The organism is Streptomyces sp. NPDC048659, from assembly GCF_040650575.1.
Lineage (GTDB): Bacteria > Actinomycetota > Actinomycetes > Streptomycetales > Streptomycetaceae > Streptomyces.
In genome coordinates, this window is record NZ_JBEZHM010000038.1 from 20,275 (window position 1) to 40,152 (window position 19,878).

Genomic DNA, 19,878 nt, shown 5'->3' on the forward strand with positions numbered 1-19,878 from the left:
CCCCGCCGACACCGAAACCGGCGCCGACGCCGCCATCGAGACCGCCGTCGACACCGACACCGAGGCCCCCGTCGTGCTCGACACCGGCGAGTGGGTCGAGCCCGCCGCCCAGGCCGTCGCGGAGAGCGTCGTCCGCGACGCCCGCGACTTCGGCGTGTACGCGCGCACGGGCGGCTGGGCGTTCGCGCTCAAGGTGGCGCGGAGCGTGCGGCCGGGCGGGCAGTCCGCCGAGGGCACGGAGAAGGTGTCGGCGAAGGCGTTCGCGGAGCTCGCCGGCTGCTCCCCCGAGCGGGTCATGCGCTACTACAAGGCATGGGACATGGCCGCCGACGACGCCCTGGTGCCGCAGTTCGAGGCGCTGGTCCCCGGCGAGGACGTGGAGCTGCCCGAGGCCGACGTCTGGCTGTCGTACTACTCCTCCCGCTCCAGCGCGACCTCCGTGCGCGGCCACGCGATCAGCGCGGCGGCCGAGGCCGAGGGCATCAAGCCGACCAAGGCGCTGGAGGTGGCCGAGAACCCGACCGCGCTGCGCGCCGCGATCCTCGCCGACCCGGGCACGGCCGAGGCGGCGCGCGGGGCGCTGCTCGACCGGATGAAGGAGGACCCGGCGCTGCAGACCGAGATGGCCCGCGCGATCGCCCGTACCGGCGGCCTCAAGAAGGCGGTGGCGCAGGAGGCGAAGGCGGCGGACCGGATCGAGTACGTACGGCAGATCGCCGAGGGCGGCCAGATCCGGACGCCCGCGGGGCAGACCGTGGCGGCCCCGGCGGAGCTGCGCGCGGAGGCCGAGCGGCACCTGTCGCTCATCGACGAGCTCGACGACTCCGAGGAGGCGGGCGAGTGGGCCGGTGAGGCGTACGACACGGTGAAGACGCTGGTGGCGCGGGCGGTGGAGGAGGATCCCGCGCTGCGGGTGCAGGAGCGGCGGACGAAGTTCTACAGCAGCCTGCAGAAGGCGACGAAGGTCTTCGAGGAGCTGACTCTGGACGAGGTCCTGGAGGAGGACGTCGTGGAGGAGGACATGCTCCAGCGCCTGGAGGCCCTCCAGGAGGCGATCGGCGCCTGCATCAGCGCGATCCGCAAGGCGACCAACGCCTCCTGACCGGGGCGACGACGGAGAGGGCCGGCCCGGTAGCCCCGGACCGGCCCTCTCCGTCGTCCGCGACGGCCGCCCGGCGCACCCGGCGGACGTCGCGTCCGCTCAGTCCTCGTGGCCGAGCTGGAGGTCCCGCTCGGTGCGCCCACCGCCCGCGACCTGGAGGACGGTGGCGACCGGCGGGTAGCCGGCGGCGATGACGGTGTACTCGCCGGAGGACAGGTCCACGAAGCGGAAGGTGCCGTCGGGGCCGGTGGTGAGGGTGTCCACGACGTTGCCCGCGGCGTCGAGGAGGGTCACGCGGGCGTCCTCGACGGGGCGCCCGCCGCCCGCGCGGACGGTGCCGCGGAGCACGGCGCCGCCGGCGAGCTCGATGTCCTGGCGGGTCTCCCGCGCGGACTGCACGCTGACCGGGACGGCGGCGGGCCGGAAGGCGGGCGCGCTGGCGGCGAGGGTGTACTCGCCGGCCACCAGCTCCCCCATGGTGTACGTGCCCTCGCGCCCGCTGCGGGTGCTGGCGACGACCTCGCCGCGCACGTCGGTGAGGGTGACGGCGGCGTCCCGGACGGGGGTGCCGTCGGCGGTGAGCACGCTGCCCGCGAGGCGCCCGGCGCCGCCGAGCACGACGTCCAGGTCCACCGGGCGCTCGCCGACGGTCACGGACACCGCCTGCGGCTGGTGCCCGCCGGCCGCCGCGATCAGCACGTACGAGCCGGAGCCGGGTACGGCCAGCGCGTAGCGCCCGTCCTCGCCGCTGGCCCCGCGCCCGATCTGGCGCCCGGCGACGTCGATGAGGGTGAGGGCGGCGCGCGGGACGCTGCTGCCGTCGGGGTGCTGCACGTGGCCGCAGACCGGCACTCCGGAGGTGAGGGCCGTCCGGGCCGGGGGGATCGGGGTGAAGACCTCGGCGGCGGGCGCCTCGGTGGCGGGGGTGTGGTGGGACACCAGCGGTTTCTCCTTGAGGAAGAAGGCGAGGACGAGGCCGAGCACGAGGACCGGCACGAGGTAGAGGAAGATCCGCGGCATCGCGTCGGCGTACGCCTGGACGAAGGCGTCGCGCAGGGCGGGCGGCAGGGCGTGGACGACGCCGGGGGTGACCGAGTCGGCGGGCGGGAGCGCGGCGCCGGCGCCGGCGGGGAGCCGGGCGGCGAGGGCGTCGTCGAGGCGGGAGGCGAAGAGGGTGCCGAAGATCGCGGCGCCGACGCTGCCGCCGATCTGCCGGAAGTAGTTGTGGGCGCTGGTGGCGGTGCCCAGGTCGGCGGGGCGCACGGAGTTCTGCACGGCGAGCACCAGGACCGGCATGACCAGGCCGATGCCGAGGCCGAGGACCGCCTGCCAGAGGCTCTGCTGGAGGCGCGGGGTGTCGGTGCCGAGGCGGGAGAGCAGCCACATGCCGAGGGTGGCGACGGCACCGCCGAGCACCGGGTAGACCTTGTAGTGGCCGGTGCGGCTGATGAGCTGCCCGGAGACCACGGAGGCGACCACGATGCCGCCCATCAGGGGCAGCATGAGCAGGCCGGACTCGGTGGCGGTGGCGCCCTCGACCATCTGCAGGAAGGTCGGCAGGTAGCTGGCGGCGCCGAAGAGGGCGATGCCGACGACCATGCCGATGAGGCTGGTGACGGTGAAGACGGAGTCGCGGAACAGCCGCAGCGGGATCAGGGGTTCGCGGGCGAAGCGCTCGACGACCAGGAAGAGCACGGCCGCCGCGACGGCGCCGCAGCCGAGGCCGAGGACGACCCGGGAGTCCCAGGCGTAGCGGGTGCCGCCCCAGCTGGTCAGCAGCACCAGGCAGGTGGAGGCGGCGGCGAGCAGCAGGGCGCCGAGGACGTCGAAGCGGGCCCGGACGGCGGGCTTGGGAAGCTTGAGGACGACGGCCACGACGGCGAGGGTGACGAGCCCGAAGGGCACGTTGAAGTAGAAGCACCAGCGCCAGGAGACGTGGTCGGTGAAGAAGCCGCCGAGCAGCGGTCCGGCGACGGAGGCGAGGCCGAAGGCGGCGCCGATGAGCCCCATGTAGCGCCCGCGTTCCCGGGACGGGACGATGTCGGCGATGATCGCCTGGACGCCGATCATCAGCCCGCCGGCCCCGGCGCCCTGGAGCGCGCGGAAGGCGATGAGCTGGTCCATGCTGCGGGACCAGCCGGCCAGGGCCGAGCCGATCACGAAGACGACGATGGCGAAGAGGAAGACGCTCTTGCGGCCGAGGAGGTCGCCGAGCTTCCCGTAGACGGGCAGGCCGATGGTGGCGGTGAGCAGGTAGGCGGTGATCGCCCAGGACATCCGGTCCAGGCCCTGGAGTTCGCCGACGATCTTCGGCAGGGCGGTGGCGACGATCATCTGCTCCAGCGCGGCGAGCAGCAGCGCGAGCATCAGCCCGAAGAAGACGAGCCGGACCCGGCGGGGGTCGAGGGCGTCCGGCGGCCCCGGGGGCGGCGCCTCTCCGGCGGGTGGCCCCGCCACCGGGAGCGGGACCGTTTCACCGCTCTCCGGGGCTGCCTGGGCGGTGTCGGTCGCCCGGGCGTGCTTGTCCAGCGTGATCGCACCCACGTGCTGCTCCCCTCGTCACGGCGTCTGCGCGCGCCATTCTTCGCATTGCGCGCGAAGCGGGAGCAAGTCGGGCGGGGCGGCGGGAGGGTGGCCGACGGGGTCCCGAACACCCCCCGGGGACCGCGCACTTGGGGCGCTCATCAGGGCGTTTACGGGGCGTACCGCGACCCCTGGGCGCGCCGGGCGCTCGTACAGGGGTCGCGGGGAAACCACTCGAATCGGTGACGGGCCGGGGCGTTACTTCTCTCCGACCGTTTCCCGAGGCTACTTCTCGACTTCGGCGGCGAGCTTGGCGAGCACGGCGTCGTAGATGCGGCCGAGGCCCTTGGGGGCGAAGGTCCGCTCGAAGAAGCCGCCGATGCCGCCGGCGCCGTTCCAGACGGTGCTGACGACGACCTTCGCGCTGCCCTCACCGGAGGGGGTGACGGTCCAGGTGGTGACCATGGAGGAGTTGCGGTCCTTCTCGACGAGCTGCCCGTCGGTGGGCTCGGCGACCTCCAGCAGGCAGTCGCGGACGCGCTTGCTGGTGGCCTGGAGCTTCCAGTGGACGAGGGTGCCCTCGCCGTCGCCGCCCTCGCGCACCTCGTACTCGCTGAAGTGCTCGGGGAGCAGCTTCGCGCGCGTGCCGCTGTAGTCGGCCAGGGCGTCGAACACCGTCTCCGCGTCGGCGGCGATGATCCGCTCCGTCGTGGCCTCGACCTGCGCCATGGGGGTCCTCCAGCTGATCTCTCGGGGATGTGGGCCAAGCCAATCACCTGCGCGGCGGGGCGCGAAATCCGGGTTGCGGCGATCAAGGGAACAGGTGTTCTATTCTGGTTTCCCCGCTCGCCTCGCTCACCCCGCTCGCCCCGACCGCCCCGACCCGCCCCGAGGAGCCGCCATGCGCTGGGACCGGCTGGCCGACACCCCCGCCACCGACACCCCCGCCACGCCGGCCGCGCCCGCCGACGCCGCGCTGTTCGGCACGGACGCGGTCACCACCCGTACGTTCGACACGCCCGAGTTCCGCGGCATCACCTTCCACGAGATCCGGGCCCGGTCGATCGTCAACCGGGTACCCGGCGCCTCCCGGATGCCGTTCGAGTGGACGGTCAACCCGTACCGCGGCTGCACCCACGCCTGCGTGTACTGCTTCGCCCGGCGCAGCCACGCCTATCTGGACCTCGACACCGGCGTCGGCTTCGACTCCCAGATCGTGGTCAAGGTCAACGCCCCGGAGCTGCTGCGCGCGCGGCTGGCCTCCCGGAGCTGGCAGGGGGCGCACATCGCGATGGGCACCAACGTGGACTGCTACCAGCGCGCGGAGGGCCGCTACCGGCTCATGCCCGGGATCATCGAGGCGCTGCGGGACCGCGCCAACCCGTTCTCGATCCTCACCAAAGGCACCCTGATCCTGCGCGACCAGGAGCTGATCCGGCAGGCCGCCGAGGTGACCGAGGTCGGCGTGTCCGTCTCCGTCGGCTTCACCGACCGCGAGCTGTGGCGCACGGTCGAACCCGGCACCCCCTCCCCCGAGCGGCGCCTGGACGTGGTGCGCGCCTTCGCCGGGCACGGCATCGACTGCGGGGTGCTGATGGCCCCCGTGGTGCCCTTCCTCGGCGACCGGCCCGAGCAGCTGCGCGACACGGTCCGCGCGATCGCCGGGGCCGGCGCCTCCTCCGTCACCCCGCTCGTGCTGCACCTGCGGCCCGGCGCGCGCGAGTGGTTCTTCACCTGGCTGCGCCGGCACCACCCCGGGCTGGTGGGGCGGTACGAGCGGCTGTACGGGGCCGGGGCCTACGCGCCGACCTGGTACCAGCGCCGGATCACCCGTCAGGTGCACGAACTGGCAGCCGAGTTCGGCATCGGGCCCGCCCACCGGGGCGCCGCGCGCCGGATCCCACTGCCCGACCACCACGCGGGCCCGCCCGCCGCCGAACAGCTCACCCTGCTCTGAAGGCACGTCAACACCGCGCGGAAGCGGCCCGGGTGTCCTCTGAACGGGTCAACTCTGGCCGGAACAGGTCCTTCCGGGCCGTCTTCCGGGCACGGACGCCGTATGACCCCACGCGCAGGAACGCTGATCGCCGCTGGGGCGCTGGTCGCCGGGACGGTCACCGTCCTGCCCGCGTCCGCCGCCACCGGCACCCCCGACGGGACCGCCCCGGCCGGCCGCCCCACCGCCCCGCTGATCTGGACCGGCTGCGGCACCAAGGCGTACCCGAGGCTCCAGTGCGCCACCCTCAAGGTGCCGCTGAACCACGCCGCCCCCCAGGGCCGGACCATCCGGCTCGCCCTCACCCGGGTCCCGCACACCGCCAAGGCGTACCAGGGGCCGCTGCTCGTCAACCCGGGCGGACCGGGCGGCAGCGGACGCGGCATGGCCGGGTACGTGGCCGCGTCCCTGAAGCCGGAGGTGGCCGCCCAGTACGACGTGATCGGCTTCGACCCGCGCGGGGTCGGCAAGAGCGAGCCCGCCCTGGACTGCGAGCCCGGCCACTTCAAGCCCGTGCGCCCGGACTCCGTCCCGCGCGGGGCGGAGGAGGAGGCGGCCGGTCTCGCGCGCGCCAAGTCCTTCGCCAAGGCGTGCGGCGACAAGTACGGCGACGTCCTGCCGTACATCGACACCGTCTCCACCGCCCGCGACCTCGACGTGATGCGCGCGGCGCTCGGCGCGACGAAGATCAACTACCTCGGCTACTCCTACGGCACCTACCTGGGCGCGGTGTACGCCAGGCTGTTCCCCGAGCGGGTCCGGCGCATGGCCCTGGACTCCGTCGTCAACCCGCACGGCGTCTGGTACGAGGACAACCTGGCGCAGGACTACGCCTTCGACACCCGGCACAAGGACTTCGACGCCTGGGTGGCCCGCAACGACGCCACCTACCGGCTCGGCAGCGACCCGGCGGAGGTCGACGCGGCCTGGTACCGGATGCGGGAGGCGCTGCGGACCGCGCCCGCGGGCGGCAAGGTCGGCCCGGGCGAGCTGGAGGACACCTTCCTGCCCGGCGGCTACTACGACGGCTACTGGCCGCGGCTCGCGGCGGCGTTCAGCGCCTACGTGAACGACGCCGACCCGGCGCCGCTGGTGAAGGCGTACGAGACCCTCGGCGCCGCCGACGCGGCGGCGGACAACGGCTACTCGGTCTACACGAGCGTGCAGTGCCGCGACGCGGTCTGGCCGCGCGACTGGAACGTGTGGCGCAAGGACAACTGGGAGGCGCACACCAAGGCGCCCTTCTCCACCTGGAACAACGCCTGGTACAACGCGCCCTGCGCCTTCTGGCCGGTGGCCTCGCTGACCCCGCCGGACGTCACCAACGACCGGGTGGCGCCGGTGCTGATCCTCCAGGCGACGGAGGACGCCGCCACCCCGTACGAGGGCGGGCTCGCCCTGCACCGGATGCTGGCCGACTCCAGCCTCGTCGTCGAGCAGGGCGGCGGGAACCACGGGGTGACGCTGGCCGGGAACGACTGCCTGGACACCCACCTCGACCGCTACCTGGCCGACGGGACGGTGCCGCGCGGCGCGTCCGGCTCGGACGCGGACGCCGTCTGCGAGGCGCTGCCCGAGCCCCGGCCCGCGAAGACCGCGAAGACCGGGGCGACCGGGGCGTCCCGCGCGGACCGCGAGGGCGCCCCGACGGCGGGCACGGCCCTGCACGGGCTGCTCGGCCACGAGCAGTGAGCGAGGACGGCTGAACCCCGCCCGGGGCCGGGCCCGGGAAGGGCGCGGGGCGGCCCCGGGGCCGCCTGAGGCGACCCCGGGAAGGGCGCGGAAAGCGCGCGGGAACAGGACTGTCAGTGGGGTGCGTCAGGATGTGACGCATGACCACGCACCTGACCCACGTGTCCGCGCCCGAGGGCCTCGCCCCGAGCCCGCAGTACAGCCATGTCGTGTGGGGCACCGGCCGGTTCGTGGCCGTGTCCGGGCAGTGCGCCCTCGACGCCTCGGGCGCGGTCGTCGGCCCCGGTGATCCGGTGGTCCAGGCCCACCAGGTCTTCGACAACCTGCGCCGCTGCCTGGCCTCGGCGGGCGCGGGCTTCGAGGACGTCGTGAAGCTGACGTACTTCGTGACGGACGTGGCGCACCTGCCCGCCGTCCGCGCCGCCCGGGACGCCGCCTTCGGCACGGCCCCGCTCCCGGCGAGCTCGGCGGTGCAGGTGAGCGCCCTGGTCCGGCCCGAACTCCTGATCGAGATCGAGGCGTTCGCCCTGATACCGGAGGGGCGCCCGGAGCCGTCCGGCGCGACCGCCTAGGGCGATCCCGGGGCCGCGCAGCCCTACGGCCCGCCCAGCCGCCCCAGCGCCTCCCGCGCCGCGCCCCCGAGTCTCGGGTGCGGCAGCGCCGCCTCCAGGACCCCCCGCGCGCGGGTGTCGGCGAGCGTGCCCAGCCCCTCCACGCACGCGAGCCCGACCCGCCAGTGCGGGTCACCGGCCGCGAGCCGCCGCTCCAGCACCGCGACGAGGGCGGGGACGCTCTCGGGGGCGCGCAGCTCGGCGAGCAGCCGGACCGGTGACAGGGCGTAGGCGACGCGCAGCTCGTTGGTGGCGAGCGCGGCGGCGGCGCGGGCCGTGCGCGGGTCGCCGAGCCGGCCCAGGGCGTAGGCGGCGCTGACGCAGCGCTCGGGGTCGCGGTGGTTGAGGAGCAGCACCAGCGCCTCGAACGCCCGCCGGTCGCCCGCGAGTCCGAGCCGGAAGGCGGCGATCTCCCGGGCCCACAGCGGGCGTCCGGGGCCGGTGAGGGCTGTGTGCAGCTCCTCCGTGCCGAGCGGGCCGGCGAGTTCCTCGAATGCCGCGGGTATCGCCTCTCCCCCATTCCCGATCTCTTCCCGCAAACGATCGATCATCGAGCAGAATTCGGGGTCTTCGGCGGAATTCATATTCCGCAGCCTATCCGCGACCCAGATCACACTTCCCCCAACTTCCGAGGACTGGCGCGCTCGTTACCCGGCGGTTAATCTCAGGTGAGCGGGTCACCCCCCGCATTTTCACAACGGCCTGGTGACGCAGCCGTTGTGTGTGGTCTTTCGGTTCGGCAGTTCTCGACGTGACTCAGGGACAGGGTCCGTCGCACCTTTTCTCGCGCCCCCCTCTCGGCGCCGCGCTCCGTTCTCCGCGCCTCGCGCTCCGTTTCCAGCGCCTCGCGCCCCCTCTCCGCGCACTGCCTTCAGTCGTCACTTCTTCCTCCCAGGAGTCCCCTGATGGACACCCCTCTCTCCACCATCGCCGTCGTCGGCCTCGGCACCATGGGCACCGGAATCGCCGACGTCCTGGCCCGGGCCGGCCGCGAGGTCATCGGCATCGACATCAGCGAGCACGCCGCCGCCCAGGCCGTCGCCGCACTGGAGGCGTCCACCGCCCGCGCGGTGGACCGCGGCCGGATCACCGAGGAGGAGCGGCAGGACGTCCTGGCCCGCTTCCGCACCTACTCCGACCTGCACGCGGCGGCCGAGGCCGACCTCGTCATCGAGGTCGTGCCCGAGTCGTACGAGACGAAGCAGGAGGTCTTCCGGGCGCTGGACGGCATCGTCCGCCCGGACGCCATCCTGGCCACCGGCACCAACGCGCTCTCCGTGACCCGGCTCGCCGCCGAGTCGGCGCGCCCCGAGCGGGTCCTGGGGCTGCACTTCTTCACCCCGGTCCAGGCGATGAAGCTGGTCGAGGTGGTCTCCTCGGTGCTGACCTCCCCGGTGGCCGTGGACGCCGTGACCGTCCTCGCGCAGGAGCTCGGCAAGGAGCCCGTGGCGGTCGGCGACCGGCCCGGCTTCGTCGCCGACGGGCTGCTCTTCGGCTACCTCAACCAGGCCGCCGCGATGTACGAGGCCAAGTACGCGTCCCGGGAGGACATCGACGCGGCCATGCGGCTCGGCTGCGGGCTGCCGATGGGTCCGCTGGCGCTGCTCGACCTGATCGGCGTCGACACCGCCCGTACGGTCCTGGAGGCCATGTACGCCTCGTCCCAGGACCGGCTGCACGCCCCCGCCCCGATCCTCAGGCAGCTCAGCGAGGCGGGCCTGACCGGCCGCAAGTCGGGCCGCGGCTTCTACACGTACGCCGCCCCCGGCTCCGCCGAGGTGGTCCCCGACGCGCTGACCCCGGCGGGGGCCGTGGCGGGCGGCGCGGGCCGCGCGGTGCGCTCGGTGGGCGTCGCCGGCTCCGGGACGATGGCCTCCGGCATCGCCGAGGTCTTCGCGAAGGCCGGTTACGACGTGGTCCTCGCGGCCCGCTCGCAGGAGAAGGCGGACACCGCGAAGGCGCGGATCGCGAAGTCCCTGGCCCGCTCCGTCGACAAGGGCCGGATGACCGGCGAGGCGCGCGACGAGACGCTGGCCCGGATCGCCGCGGCCGGCTCGCTGGACGCCTTCGCCGAGGTCGACCTGGCGGTGGAGGCGGTCGCCGAGGACCTGGCGGTCAAGCGGGAGCTGTTCGCCCGCCTGGACAAGATCTGCAAGCCGGGCGCGGTGCTCGCCACCACGACCTCCTCGCTGCCGGTCGTCGCCTGCGCGAAGGCGACGAGCCGCCCGCAGGACGTCATCGGGATGCACTTCTTCAACCCGGCGCCCGCGATGAAGCTGGTCGAGATCGTCCGTACGGTGCTGACCGCCGACGACGTCCACGCCACCGTCCGCGAGGTCACCGCGAAGATCCGCAAGCACCCGGTGGACTGCGGCGACCGGGCCGGCTTCATCGTGAACGCGCTGCTCTTCCCGTACCTCAACAACGCGATCAAGATGGTCGAGGAGCACTACGCCACCCTGGACGACATCGACGCGGCGATGAAGCTGGGCGGCGGCTACCCGATGGGGCCGTTCGAGCTCCTCGACGTGGTCGGTCTGGACGTCTCGCTCGCCATCGAGCGGGTGCTGCACCGCGAGTTCCGCGACCCGGGTCTGGCCCCCTCCCCGCTCCTGGAGCATCTGGTGGCCGCGGGCTGCCTGGGCCGCAAGACCGGGCGCGGCTTCCGCGAATATGCCCGCCGCTGAGCCCTCCGCCGAGCCGTACGGGCAGTGGGGAGGGCTGCTGAGCCCCTCGGGCGCCCCTGGCGCGGGGCCCGGCTCCCCTCCCCCACCTGGGCACACTCCCGCTCCGATGCAGTACGTTCGGTCCATGTCCAAGGCCGCGAAGACACCCCGTGCCACGTCCACGCCCGACGCTCAGGAGAGCGCGGCGGGGACCCGCGCCGCCGCGCAGCGGCTCAAGATGCGCCGGGAGCTCGCCGCCGCGGCCATGGAGCTCTTCGCGACGAAGGGGTACGAGGCCACCACGGTCGACGAGATCGCCGCGACGGCCGGGGTGGCCCGGCGGACGTTCTTCCGCCACTTCCGCTCCAAGGAAGAGGCGATCTTCCCGGACCACGACGACACGCTGGTGCGCGCCGAGGCCGTCCTGAACGCGGCCCCGCCGCACGAGCACCCGCTGGACACGGTGTGCCGGGGCATCAAGGAAGTCATGAAGATGTACGCCGGCTCGCCCGCGGTCTCCGTGGAGCGCTACCGGCTGACCCGCGAGGTGCCGACTCTGCGGGAGCGCGAGATCGCCTCGGTGGCCCGCTACGAGCGCCTGTTCACGCGCTATCTGCTGGGCCACTTCGACGAGCGCGACCACCACGACGGCAACGACGACCCGCTGCTCGCCGAGGTGGCCGCCTCGGCGGTGGTGACCGCCCACAACCACGTGCTGCGGCGCTGGCTGCGGGCGGGCGGCCAGGGGGACGTGGAGGCGCAGCTGGACCACGCCTTCGCGATCGTGCGGGAGACCTTCGGCACCGGCATAGGCGCGGGCCGCCCCGCGACCCCGGCGGGGCCCGCGACGGCCCTCCCGGCGGCCGCCCTCGCGGAGGGTCCCGCGCCGGCGGCGACCGCCTCCGCGACGGGGGACGTGGTCATCGCCGTCGCCCGTACGGACGCACCGCTCGACGAGGTCATGCGGACCATCCAGCAGGCCCTCAAGCGGGGCTGAACACCGCTCCAACGCTCTCTTCCATGGGCCGTCCCCGGTTTTCCGGGGGCGGCCCATGTCGCGTTTGCGCAGCTCAGCCGGGTTTTCGATCGATCATCGCTCATCTGCGGGCACCAGATCGCATCTGAGAGAAATTGTTGGCACGCAGTGCCTTGTCACGTGACACGGCGTGCCATACGTTGAAGTCGTCCGGGCGGCCGGCCCGCGGGGAATCTCCTCGCGCGCAGGCTGTCCCCACCAGCGATCCTGCTCGTGCGCCCGGACGCCTGCGTCACAGGCACCCCTCGCGCCCCACACCGGCGCCGCCACCGCACCACCGGCCGAACCGACGGCACACCTCCACAGCACCCACCCCGACGTAACCCTCAGCGCGTCCCCCGGGACGCCGCACCGCCGGAGGCATCCCGTGAAGGACATCCTGGACGCGATCCAGTCGCCCGACTCCACCTCGGCCGACTTCGCCAGCATCAAGCTCCCCGAGTCGTACCGCGCCATCACCGTCCACAAGGACGAGGCGGAGATGTTCGCCGGCCTCGAGAGCCGCGACAAGGACCCGCGCACGTCGCTGCACCTCGACGACGTGGCGCTGCCCGAGCTCGGCCCGGGCGAGGCCCTGGTCGCCGTCATGGCCAGCTCGGTCAACTACAACTCGGTCTGGACCTCGATCTTCGAGCCGGTCTCCACCTTCGGCTTCCTGGAGCGCTACGGGCGCCTGTCCGAGCTCACCAAGCGCCACGACCTGCCGTACCACGTCATCGGCTCCGACCTGGCCGGCGTCGTGCTGCGCACCGGCCCCGGCGTCAACTCGTGGAAGCCCGGCGACGAGGTCGTCGCGCACTGCCTGAGCGTCGAGCTGGAGTCCTCCGACGGGCACAACGACACGATGCTCGACCCCGAGCAGCGCATCTGGGGCTTCGAGACCAACTTCGGCGGCCTCGCCGAGATCGCCCTGGTCAAGTCCAACCAGCTGATGCCCAAGCCCGGCCACCTCAGCTGGGAGGAGGCGGCCTCCCCCGGCCTCGTCAACTCCACCGCGTACCGCCAGCTCGTCTCCCGCAACGGCGCCGGGATGAAGCAGGGCGACAACGTCCTCATCTGGGGCGCGAGCGGCGGCCTCGGCTCGTACGCCACCCAGTTCGCGCTGGCCGGCGGCGCCAACCCGATCTGTGTCGTCTCCTCCCCGGAGAAGGCCGACATCTGCCGCTCCATGGGCGCCGACGCGGTCATCGACCGCAACGCCGAGGGCTACCGGTTCTGGAAGGACGAGAACACCCAGGACCCGCGCGAGTGGAAGCGCTTCGGGTCCAGGATCCGCGAGCTGACCGGCGGCGAGGACATCGACATCGTCTTCGAGCACCCGGGCCGCGAGACCTTCGGTGCCAGCGTCTACGTCACCCGCAAGGGCGGCACCATCACCACCTGCGCCTCCACCTCGGGCTACATGCACCAGTACGACAACCGCTACCTGTGGATGTCGCTGAAGCGGATCATCGGCTCGCACTTCGCCAACTACCGCGAGGCGTGGGAGGCCAACCGCCTGATCGCCAAGGGCAAGATCCACCCGACCCTCTCCAAGGTCTACTCCCTGGAGGACACCGGCCAGGCCGCCTACGACGTCCACCGCAACCTGCACCAGGGCAAGGTCGGCGTGCTCGCCCTCGCTCCGGAGGAGGGCCTCGGCGTCCGCGACCCGGAGCTGCGCGCCAAGCACATCGACGCCATCAACCGCTTCCGTAACGTCTGACCCCGGGACCACAGATGACAGAGCGTCAGAAGGACCGGCCGTGGCTCATGCGGACCTACGCCGGCCACTCGACCGCCGAGGCGTCGAACGAGCTCTACCGGCGCAACCTCGCCAAGGGCCAGACCGGCCTCTCGGTCGCGTTCGACCTGCCCACGCAGACCGGCTACGACCCGGACCACGTCCTCGCCCGCGGCGAGGTCGGCCGGGTCGGGGTGCCCGTCTCGCACCTCGGTGACATGCGGCGGCTGTTCCAGGACATCCCCCTGGAGCAGATGAACACCTCCATGACCATCAACGCCACCGCGATGTGGCTGCTGGCGCTCTACCAGGTGGTCGCCGAGGAGCAGGGCGCGGACATCACCCGGCTCCAGGGGACCACCCAGAACGACATCGTGAAGGAGTACCTGTCGCGCGGGACGCACGTCTTCCCGCCCGGCCCCTCGCTCCGGCTCACGACGGACATGATCGCGTACACGGTCAGCCACATCCCGAAGTGGAACCCGATCAACATCTGCAGCTACCACCTGCAGGAGGCGGGCGCCACGCCGGTCCAGGAGATCGCGTACGCCATGTCCACGGCCATCGCCGTCCTCGACGCCGTCCGCGACTCCGGGCAGGTCCCCGAGGAGCGGTTCGGCGAGGTCGTCGCCCGGATCTCCTTCTTCGTGAACGCGGGTGTCCGCTTCATCGAGGAGATGTGCAAGATGCGCGCCTTCGGCCGCATCTGGGACACCGTCACCCGCGAGCGGTACGGCATCGAGGACGCCAGGCAGCGCCGCTTCCGCTACGGCGTGCAGGTCAACTCGCTGGGCCTGACCGAGGCCCAGCCGGAGAACAACGTCCAGCGGATCGTCCTGGAGATGCTGGCCGTCACCCTCTCCAAGGACGCCCGCGCCCGCGCCGTGCAGCTGCCCGCCTGGAACGAGGCGCTCGGCCTGCCGCGCCCCTGGGACCAGCAGTGGTCGCTGCGCATCCAGCAGGTCCTCGCCCACGAGTCCGACCTGCTGGAGTACGAGGACATCTTCGCCGGCTCGCACGTCATCGAGGCCAAGGTGGAGACCCTGGTCGCCGAGTGCCTGGCCGAGATCGAGCGGATCCAGGAGATGGGCGGCGCCATGGCCGCCGTCGAGTCCGGCTACCTCAAGGCGCAGCTCGTCTCCTCGCACGCCGAGCGGCGGGCCCGCATCGAGTCGGGCGACGACAAGATCATCGGCGTCAACATCTTCGAGACGACCGAGCCCAACCCGCTCACCGCCGACCTGGACACCGCGATCCAGACCGTCGACCCGGCCGTCGAGGCCCGGGTGGTGGCCGCCGTCGGCCGCTGGCGCGCCGAGCGCCAGGAGTCCACGGACCGGCAGGGCGGCGGCGACCCGTTCGTCTTCCCCACCACCCAGCAGGCCCTGGAGCAGCTCAAGGAGGCCGCGAAGGGCACCGCGAACCTGATGGAGGCCACCCTGGAGTGCGCCAGGGCCGGCGTCACCACGGGCGAGTGGTCCGAGGCGCTGCGCGAGGTCTTCGGCGAGTTCCGCGCCCCGACCGGCGTCTCCTCCGCCCCCGTCGCCGTCCCGGCCGAGCCGGGCTCCCCGATGGCCGAGGTCCGCGCCAAGGTGGACCGCACCGCCCGGGACATGGGCGTCGGCAAGCTGCGGTTCCTGGTCGGCAAGCCGGGCCTGGACGGGCACTCCAACGGCGCCGAGCAGATCGCCGTACGGGCCCGCGACGCCGGGTTCGAGGTGGTCTACCAGGGCATCCGGCTCACCCCGGAGCAGATCGTGGACGCGGCCCTGGAGGAGGACGTGCACGCCGTCGGCCTGTCGATCCTGTCCGGCTCGCACGCCCAGCTCGTGCCCGACGTGCTGGACCGGCTGCGGCTGGCCGGCGCGGCCGACATCCCGGTGGTCGTCGGCGGGATCATCCCGAACGCCGACGCCGAGGAGCTCCGGGCCGCGGGCGTGGCCGCCGTCTTCACCCCGAAGGACTTCGGCATCACCGGGATCATCGGCCGTATCGTCGACGAGATCCGCAAAGCCAACCAGCTCAGCCCCCTTGAAAGCACGGAGGTCCCCGCATGACCAGCCCTGTCTCCCCGGTGAACCGGCTGCGCCCCCGCCGCTCCTGCCTCGCGGTGCCCGGCTCCAACCCGCGCTTCCTGGAGAAGGCCCAGGGCCTCGCCGCCGACCAGGTCTTCCTGGACCTGGAGGACGCCTGCGCGCCGCTGGCCAAGCCGGACGCCCGGCACACCATCGTGAAGTTCCTCAACGAGGGCGACTGGACCGGCAAGACCCGCGTGGTCCGCGTCAACGACTGGACGACCCACTGGACGTACCGCGACGTCGTCACCGTCGTCGAGGGCGCCGGCCAGAACCTCGACTGCATCATGCTGCCGAAGGTGCAGAACGCCGAGCAGATCGTCGCGCTCGACCTGCTGCTCACCCAGATCGAGAAGACCATGGGCTTCGAGGTCGGGAAGATCGGCATCGAGGCGCAGATCGAGAACGCCCAGGGCCTGAACAACGTGAACGCGATCGCGCGGGCGTCGCAGCGCGTGGAGACCATCATCTTCGGCCCGGCCGACTTCATGGCCTCCATCAACATGAAGTCGCTGGTCGTCGGCGAGCAGCCGCCCGGCTACCCGGCGGACGCCTATCACCACATCCTGATGAGCATCCTGATGGCCGCCCGCGCCAACGACCTCCAGGCGATCGACGGCCCCTACCTGCAGATCCGCAACCAGGAGGGCTACCGCGCGGTCGCCGGGCGCGCCGCCGCGCTCGGTTTCGACGGCAAGTGGGTGCTGCACCCGGACCAGGTCGCCGCGGCGAACGAGATCTTCTCGCCCGCGCAGGAGGACTTCGACCACGCCGAGCTGATCCTCGACGCGTACGACTACTACACCTCCGAGGCGGGCGGCAAGAAGGGCTCCGCGATGCTCGGCGACGAGATGATCGACGAGGCGTCCCGCAAGATGGCCCTGGTCATCTCGGGCAAGGGCCGCGCCGCCGGCATGAAGCGCACCACCGCGTTCGAGATCCCGGAGGTCTGAGTCCATGCAGTTCGGCCGCACCTACGAAGAGTTCGAGATCGGCGCCGTCTACAAGCACTGGCCCGGGAAGACGGTCACCGAGTACGACGACCATCTCTTCTGTCTGCTCACGATGAACCACCACCCGCTGCACATGGACGCGAACTTCGCCGAGAACACCACCGACTTCAAGCGGAACGTGGTCGTCGGCAACTACGTCTACTCGCTGCTGCTCGGCATGTCCGTCCCGGACGTGTCCGGCAAGGCGATCGCCAACCTGGAGATCGAGTCGCTGCGCCATGTCGCGCCGACCTTCCACGGCGACACGATCTACGGCGAGACGACCGTCCTGGACAAGACGCCGTCGAGGTCGAAGAGCGACCGCGGCATCGTCCACGTCGAGACCAAGGGCTACAAGCAGGACGGCACCCTGGTGTGCGTCTTCCGCCGCAAGGTGATGGTCCCGACCGCCGAGTACATCGAAGCGCGCGGCGGCGAGCAGCCCGGCCGCCCCCAGCTCAAGGAACAGGGGAAGTAGTCATGGCGCGACTCGCCCAGACCCACGGTCTGACCGACGTCCAGCGGGAGATCCTCGCCACCGTCCGGGACTTCGTCGACAAGGAGATCATCCCGGTCGCCACGGAGCTGGAGCACCGTGACGAGTACCCCCAGCAGATCGTCGACGGCCTCAAGGAGCTCGGCGTCTTCGGTCTGATGATCCCCGAGGAGTACGGGGGTCTCGGTGAGTCGCTGCTCACCTACGCGCTGTGCGTGGAGGAGATCGCGCGCGGCTGGATGTCGGTCTCCGGCATCATCAACACCCACTTCATCGTGGCGTACATGCTCAAGCAGCACGGCACCCAGGAGCAGAAGGAGTACTTCCTGCCCCGGATGGCGGCCGGCGAGACGCGCGGCGCCTTCTCGATGTCGGAGCCGGGCCTCGGCTCGGACGTGTCGGCCATCACGTCCAAGGCGGTGAAGGACGATGGGGGCACCTCCCGCTCGAGCGGAGCCGAGAGTGGGGGAGAGTACGTCCTCAGCGGGCAGAAGATGTGGCTGACCAACGGCGGCACGTCAACGCTGGTCGCGGTGCTCGTCCGAAGTGACGAAGGACACCCCGAGGGCACCGCCCCGCACAAGTCGATGACGACCTTCCTCGTCGAGAAGGAGCCCGGCTTCGGGGAGGTGCGCCCCGGCCTCACCATTCCCGGCAAGATCGAGAAGATGGGGTACAAGGGCGTCGACACGACCGAGCTCATCATGGACGGACTGCGCGTTCCGGCCGATCGGGTCCTCGGCGGCCGGACCGGGCGAGGGTTTTACCAAATGATGGACGGCGTCGAGGTCGGCCGCGTGAACGTGGCGGCCCGTGGCTGCGGCGTCGCACAGCGTGCTTTCGAGCTCGGCGTCCGCTATGCCCAGCAGCGTCACACTTTCGGCAAGCCGATCGCCCAGCACCAGGCGATCCAGTTCAAGCTGGCCGAGATGGCTACCAAGGTCGAGGCCGCGCATGCGATGATGGTCAATGCAGCACGCAAAAAGGACTCCGGGGAACGAAACGACCTCGAAGCCGGGATGGCGAAGTACCTCGCCTCCGAATACTGCAAGGAGGTCGTCGAGGATGCGTTCCGCATTCACGGTGGCTACGGCTTCTCGAAGGAGTACGAGATCGAGCGCCTCTACCGCGAGGCACCGATGCTGCTCATCGGTGAAGGTACCGCCGAGATCCAGAAAATGATCATTGGCCGCCGCCTCCTGGAGGAATACCGATTCCAGGGATGATTGTCGCTTTTGAGTCGGTTCGGCCGCGAAGAAGATCACACCCCGTGTTCGTCTTCCGGCCGCCGACTCGGTTCCTGGCTTGCCCAGTTGCGCCCCGCAACCGATAGCATCGCCGGAAAGCCGCCGTCCCCCTGTTGCCAGCGCGGCATCATCCGCTACGAAGGTCATCCATGCCCGACAGTCGAACCTCCGCACATCGCGACACCCTCAAGGGCGCCCGCATCGCACGGGGAGCATCGCCGTGGCTCCTGCCGACCGTCGCCACCGCGGCGCTCAGCCTCGCGCGCTCCCGCAAGTCGAGGCGCGCCGCGGCCATCGCCGTGCCGACCACGGCGCTCGCGGCCGGAATGCTGTGGTTCTTCCGCGACCCCGAGCGTGAGATCGCTCAGGGCCGGGTCATCTCGCCCGCCGACGGCGTGGTGCAGAGCATCATGCCGTGGAAGGACGGACGCACCCGCGTCGCCATCTTCATGAGCCCGTTGAACGTGCACGTCAACCGCGCGCCGCTGGCCGGCACCGTGACGTCCGTGGAGCACGTCCCCGGCGGCTTCGTGCCGGCGTTCAACAAGGAGAGCGAGAACAACGAGCGCGTCGTCTGGCACTTCGACACCGAGCTCGGTGACATCGAGATGATCCAGATCGCGGGTGCCGTCGCCCGGCGCATCGTGCCGTACATCCCGCAGGGGACGAAGGTCGAGCAGGGAGACCGCATCGGTCTGATCCGCTTCGGGTCGCGCGTCGACATCTACCTCCCGGAAGGTGTCGAGGTCGCCGTCGAGGTCGGTCAGACCACGACCGCGGGGGTGACTCGCATTGACCGTGATTGATCCCGACACACGGGCGGCCGACTGGGTCGCCGACGGCGACCAGGAGGCCGCCGACGAGGCCGAGGAGATGCCGCTGTCGCTGAGGCTGTCCATAGCGGACGCCCTCACGCTCGGTAACGCCACGTGCGGCTTCATGGCGGTGTACTTCACCACCACCGGCATCCTGATCCCGCACCTCACCGGCAGCAGCGAGACCGGCATGGCGCGCAACAGCGCCGCCACCGCCGTGATCCTGATGCTGGCCGCGGCGATCTTCGACCTCTTCGACGGCATCGTGGCGCGCAAGCTCCGCAGCTCGCCGATGGGCGCCGAGCTCGACAACCTCTCGGACCTGATCAGCTTCGGCCTCGCACCGGCCTACTTCGTGCTCGTCTACGGCATGGTCGCCGACGACGCGCAGCAGAAGGTCTCGGCGCTGGCCGCGATCGTGGTGCTGCTGGCGGTGGTGCTGAGACTCGCGCGCTTCTCGTGCGTGACGATGAAGGACGGGATGTTCCAGGGCATGCCGAGCCCCTTCGGCGCCCTGACCGTCGTGTCGATCATCCTCCTGGAGCTGCCGTTCATCCCGACGCTCCTCGCGATCATCGGCGTCGCCTGGCTGATGGTGAGCCGGGTCGAGTACCCGAAGCCGCGGGGCATCCTCGCGGTGGCGATGCTCAGCTGGATCGTCGGCGCGATGGCGATGCTCGCCGCGTGGGCGTTCGACGCACCCGGCGGGGCGTTCCTGCTCCAGACCGGCTGCGCGCTGCAGGTGGTGCTGGGCGCCGTGATCCCCCTCTTCGCGACGGCCCGGCGCGTGAACACCTTCCGCGACAACCGGCGCGAGAGCCGGGAGGCGCGGCAGGCGCAGGCGGCGCAGCTGCCGTAGCGACCCAGCACGACCCATGACGAAGGCCCCGGACGCGAGCAGCGT

General features: G+C 71.8%; 16 protein-coding genes. 13 read left to right on the plus strand and 3 right to left on the minus strand.

Annotated elements, in window-relative coordinates:
• The first annotated feature begins 73 nt into the window (after window positions 1–73).
• On the plus strand, window positions 74–1,102 hold the full coding sequence (locus AB0C99_RS25870; RefSeq protein WP_362479611.1) for a hypothetical protein: 1,029 nt from the start codon (window positions 74–76) through the stop codon (window positions 1,100–1,102).
• A gap of 99 nt (window positions 1,103–1,201) precedes the next feature.
• Here the strand turns inward: AB0C99_RS25870 and AB0C99_RS25875 are convergent, their stop codons facing one another.
• Together AB0C99_RS25875 and AB0C99_RS25880 are read right to left on the minus strand one after the other, a co-directional pair.
• Window positions 1,202–3,559 (minus strand): MFS transporter, encoded by a 2,358-nt coding sequence (locus tag AB0C99_RS25875; RefSeq protein WP_362479614.1) that lies wholly within the window; start codon window positions 3,557–3,559, stop codon window positions 1,202–1,204.
• A gap of 351 nt (window positions 3,560–3,910) precedes the next feature.
• Entirely contained in the window at window positions 3,911–4,354 is a 444-nt protein-coding gene (locus tag AB0C99_RS25880; protein ID WP_362479466.1) for an SRPBCC family protein, read from the minus strand.
• 172 nt (window positions 4,355–4,526) lie between these two features.
• Between AB0C99_RS25880 and AB0C99_RS25885 the strand changes: the two genes are divergently transcribed.
• The 3 genes from AB0C99_RS25885 (at window position 4,527) to AB0C99_RS25895 (ending at window position 7,885) form a co-directional block, all read left to right on the plus strand.
• Window positions 4,527–5,582, plus strand: a complete 1,056-nt coding sequence (locus tag AB0C99_RS25885; protein WP_362479469.1) for an Rv2578c family radical SAM protein — start codon at window positions 4,527–4,529, stop codon at window positions 5,580–5,582.
• Between the two features lie 102 nt (window positions 5,583–5,684).
• Entirely contained in the window at window positions 5,685–7,313 is a 1,629-nt protein-coding gene (locus AB0C99_RS25890; protein WP_362479471.1) for an alpha/beta hydrolase, read from the plus strand.
• Between the two features lie 140 nt (window positions 7,314–7,453).
• Window positions 7,454–7,885 carry a RidA family protein gene (locus AB0C99_RS25895; RefSeq protein WP_362479473.1) on the plus strand — a complete coding sequence of 144 codons (432 nt, stop codon included), beginning with the start codon at window positions 7,454–7,456 and terminating at the stop codon, window positions 7,883–7,885.
• A gap of 23 nt (window positions 7,886–7,908) precedes the next feature.
• Here AB0C99_RS25895 and AB0C99_RS25900 read toward each other — a convergent pair whose 3' ends face one another.
• Entirely contained in the window at window positions 7,909–8,508 is a 600-nt protein-coding gene (locus AB0C99_RS25900) for an adenylosuccinate lyase (RefSeq protein ID WP_362479475.1), read from the minus strand.
• Window positions 8,509–8,829: 321 nt separating this feature from the next.
• On the opposite strand from AB0C99_RS25900, the gene AB0C99_RS25905 reads away from it, so the two are divergent.
• The 9 genes from AB0C99_RS25905 to pssA all read left to right on the plus strand — a co-directional run bounded on the left by AB0C99_RS25905 (window position 8,830) and on the right by pssA (window position 19,833).
• Window positions 8,830–10,611 carry a 3-hydroxybutyryl-CoA dehydrogenase gene (locus tag AB0C99_RS25905; protein WP_362479477.1) on the plus strand — a complete coding sequence of 594 codons (1,782 nt, stop codon included), beginning with the start codon at window positions 8,830–8,832 and terminating at the stop codon, window positions 10,609–10,611.
• Window positions 10,612–10,735: 124 nt separating this feature from the next.
• Window positions 10,736–11,587, plus strand: coding sequence for a TetR family transcriptional regulator (locus AB0C99_RS25910; RefSeq protein WP_362479480.1), 852 nt, complete (start codon window positions 10,736–10,738; stop codon window positions 11,585–11,587).
• A gap of 406 nt (window positions 11,588–11,993) precedes the next feature.
• Window positions 11,994–13,331, plus strand: coding sequence for a crotonyl-CoA carboxylase/reductase (gene ccrA, locus AB0C99_RS25915; protein WP_362479483.1), 1,338 nt, complete (start codon window positions 11,994–11,996; stop codon window positions 13,329–13,331).
• 14 nt (window positions 13,332–13,345) lie between these two features.
• Window positions 13,346–15,406, plus strand: coding sequence for a protein meaA (locus tag AB0C99_RS25920; protein WP_362479486.1), 2,061 nt, complete (start codon window positions 13,346–13,348; stop codon window positions 15,404–15,406).
• Window positions 15,403–16,377, plus strand: coding sequence for a CoA ester lyase (locus AB0C99_RS25925; protein ID WP_362479488.1), 975 nt, complete (start codon window positions 15,403–15,405; stop codon window positions 16,375–16,377). The genes AB0C99_RS25920 and AB0C99_RS25925 overlap by 4 nt, the downstream gene beginning before the upstream one ends.
• Window positions 16,378–16,381: 4 nt before the next feature.
• Window positions 16,382–16,894, plus strand: coding sequence for a MaoC family dehydratase (locus AB0C99_RS25930; protein WP_351660024.1), 513 nt, complete (start codon window positions 16,382–16,384; stop codon window positions 16,892–16,894).
• A 2-nt stretch (window positions 16,895–16,896) separates the two neighbouring features.
• Entirely contained in the window at window positions 16,897–18,138 is a 1,242-nt protein-coding gene (locus tag AB0C99_RS25935; RefSeq protein ID WP_362479492.1) for an acyl-CoA dehydrogenase family protein, read from the plus strand.
• Window positions 18,139–18,308: 170 nt separating this feature from the next.
• Complete coding sequence (locus tag AB0C99_RS25940) at window positions 18,309–18,965, plus strand: phosphatidylserine decarboxylase (RefSeq protein WP_362479495.1); 657 nt, start codon at window positions 18,309–18,311, stop codon at window positions 18,963–18,965.
• On the plus strand, window positions 18,958–19,833 hold the full coding sequence (gene pssA, locus AB0C99_RS25945) for a CDP-diacylglycerol--serine O-phosphatidyltransferase (protein WP_362479617.1): 876 nt from the start codon (window positions 18,958–18,960) through the stop codon (window positions 19,831–19,833). The genes AB0C99_RS25940 and pssA overlap by 8 nt, the downstream gene beginning before the upstream one ends.
• Window positions 19,834–19,878: the final 45 nt, after the last annotated feature.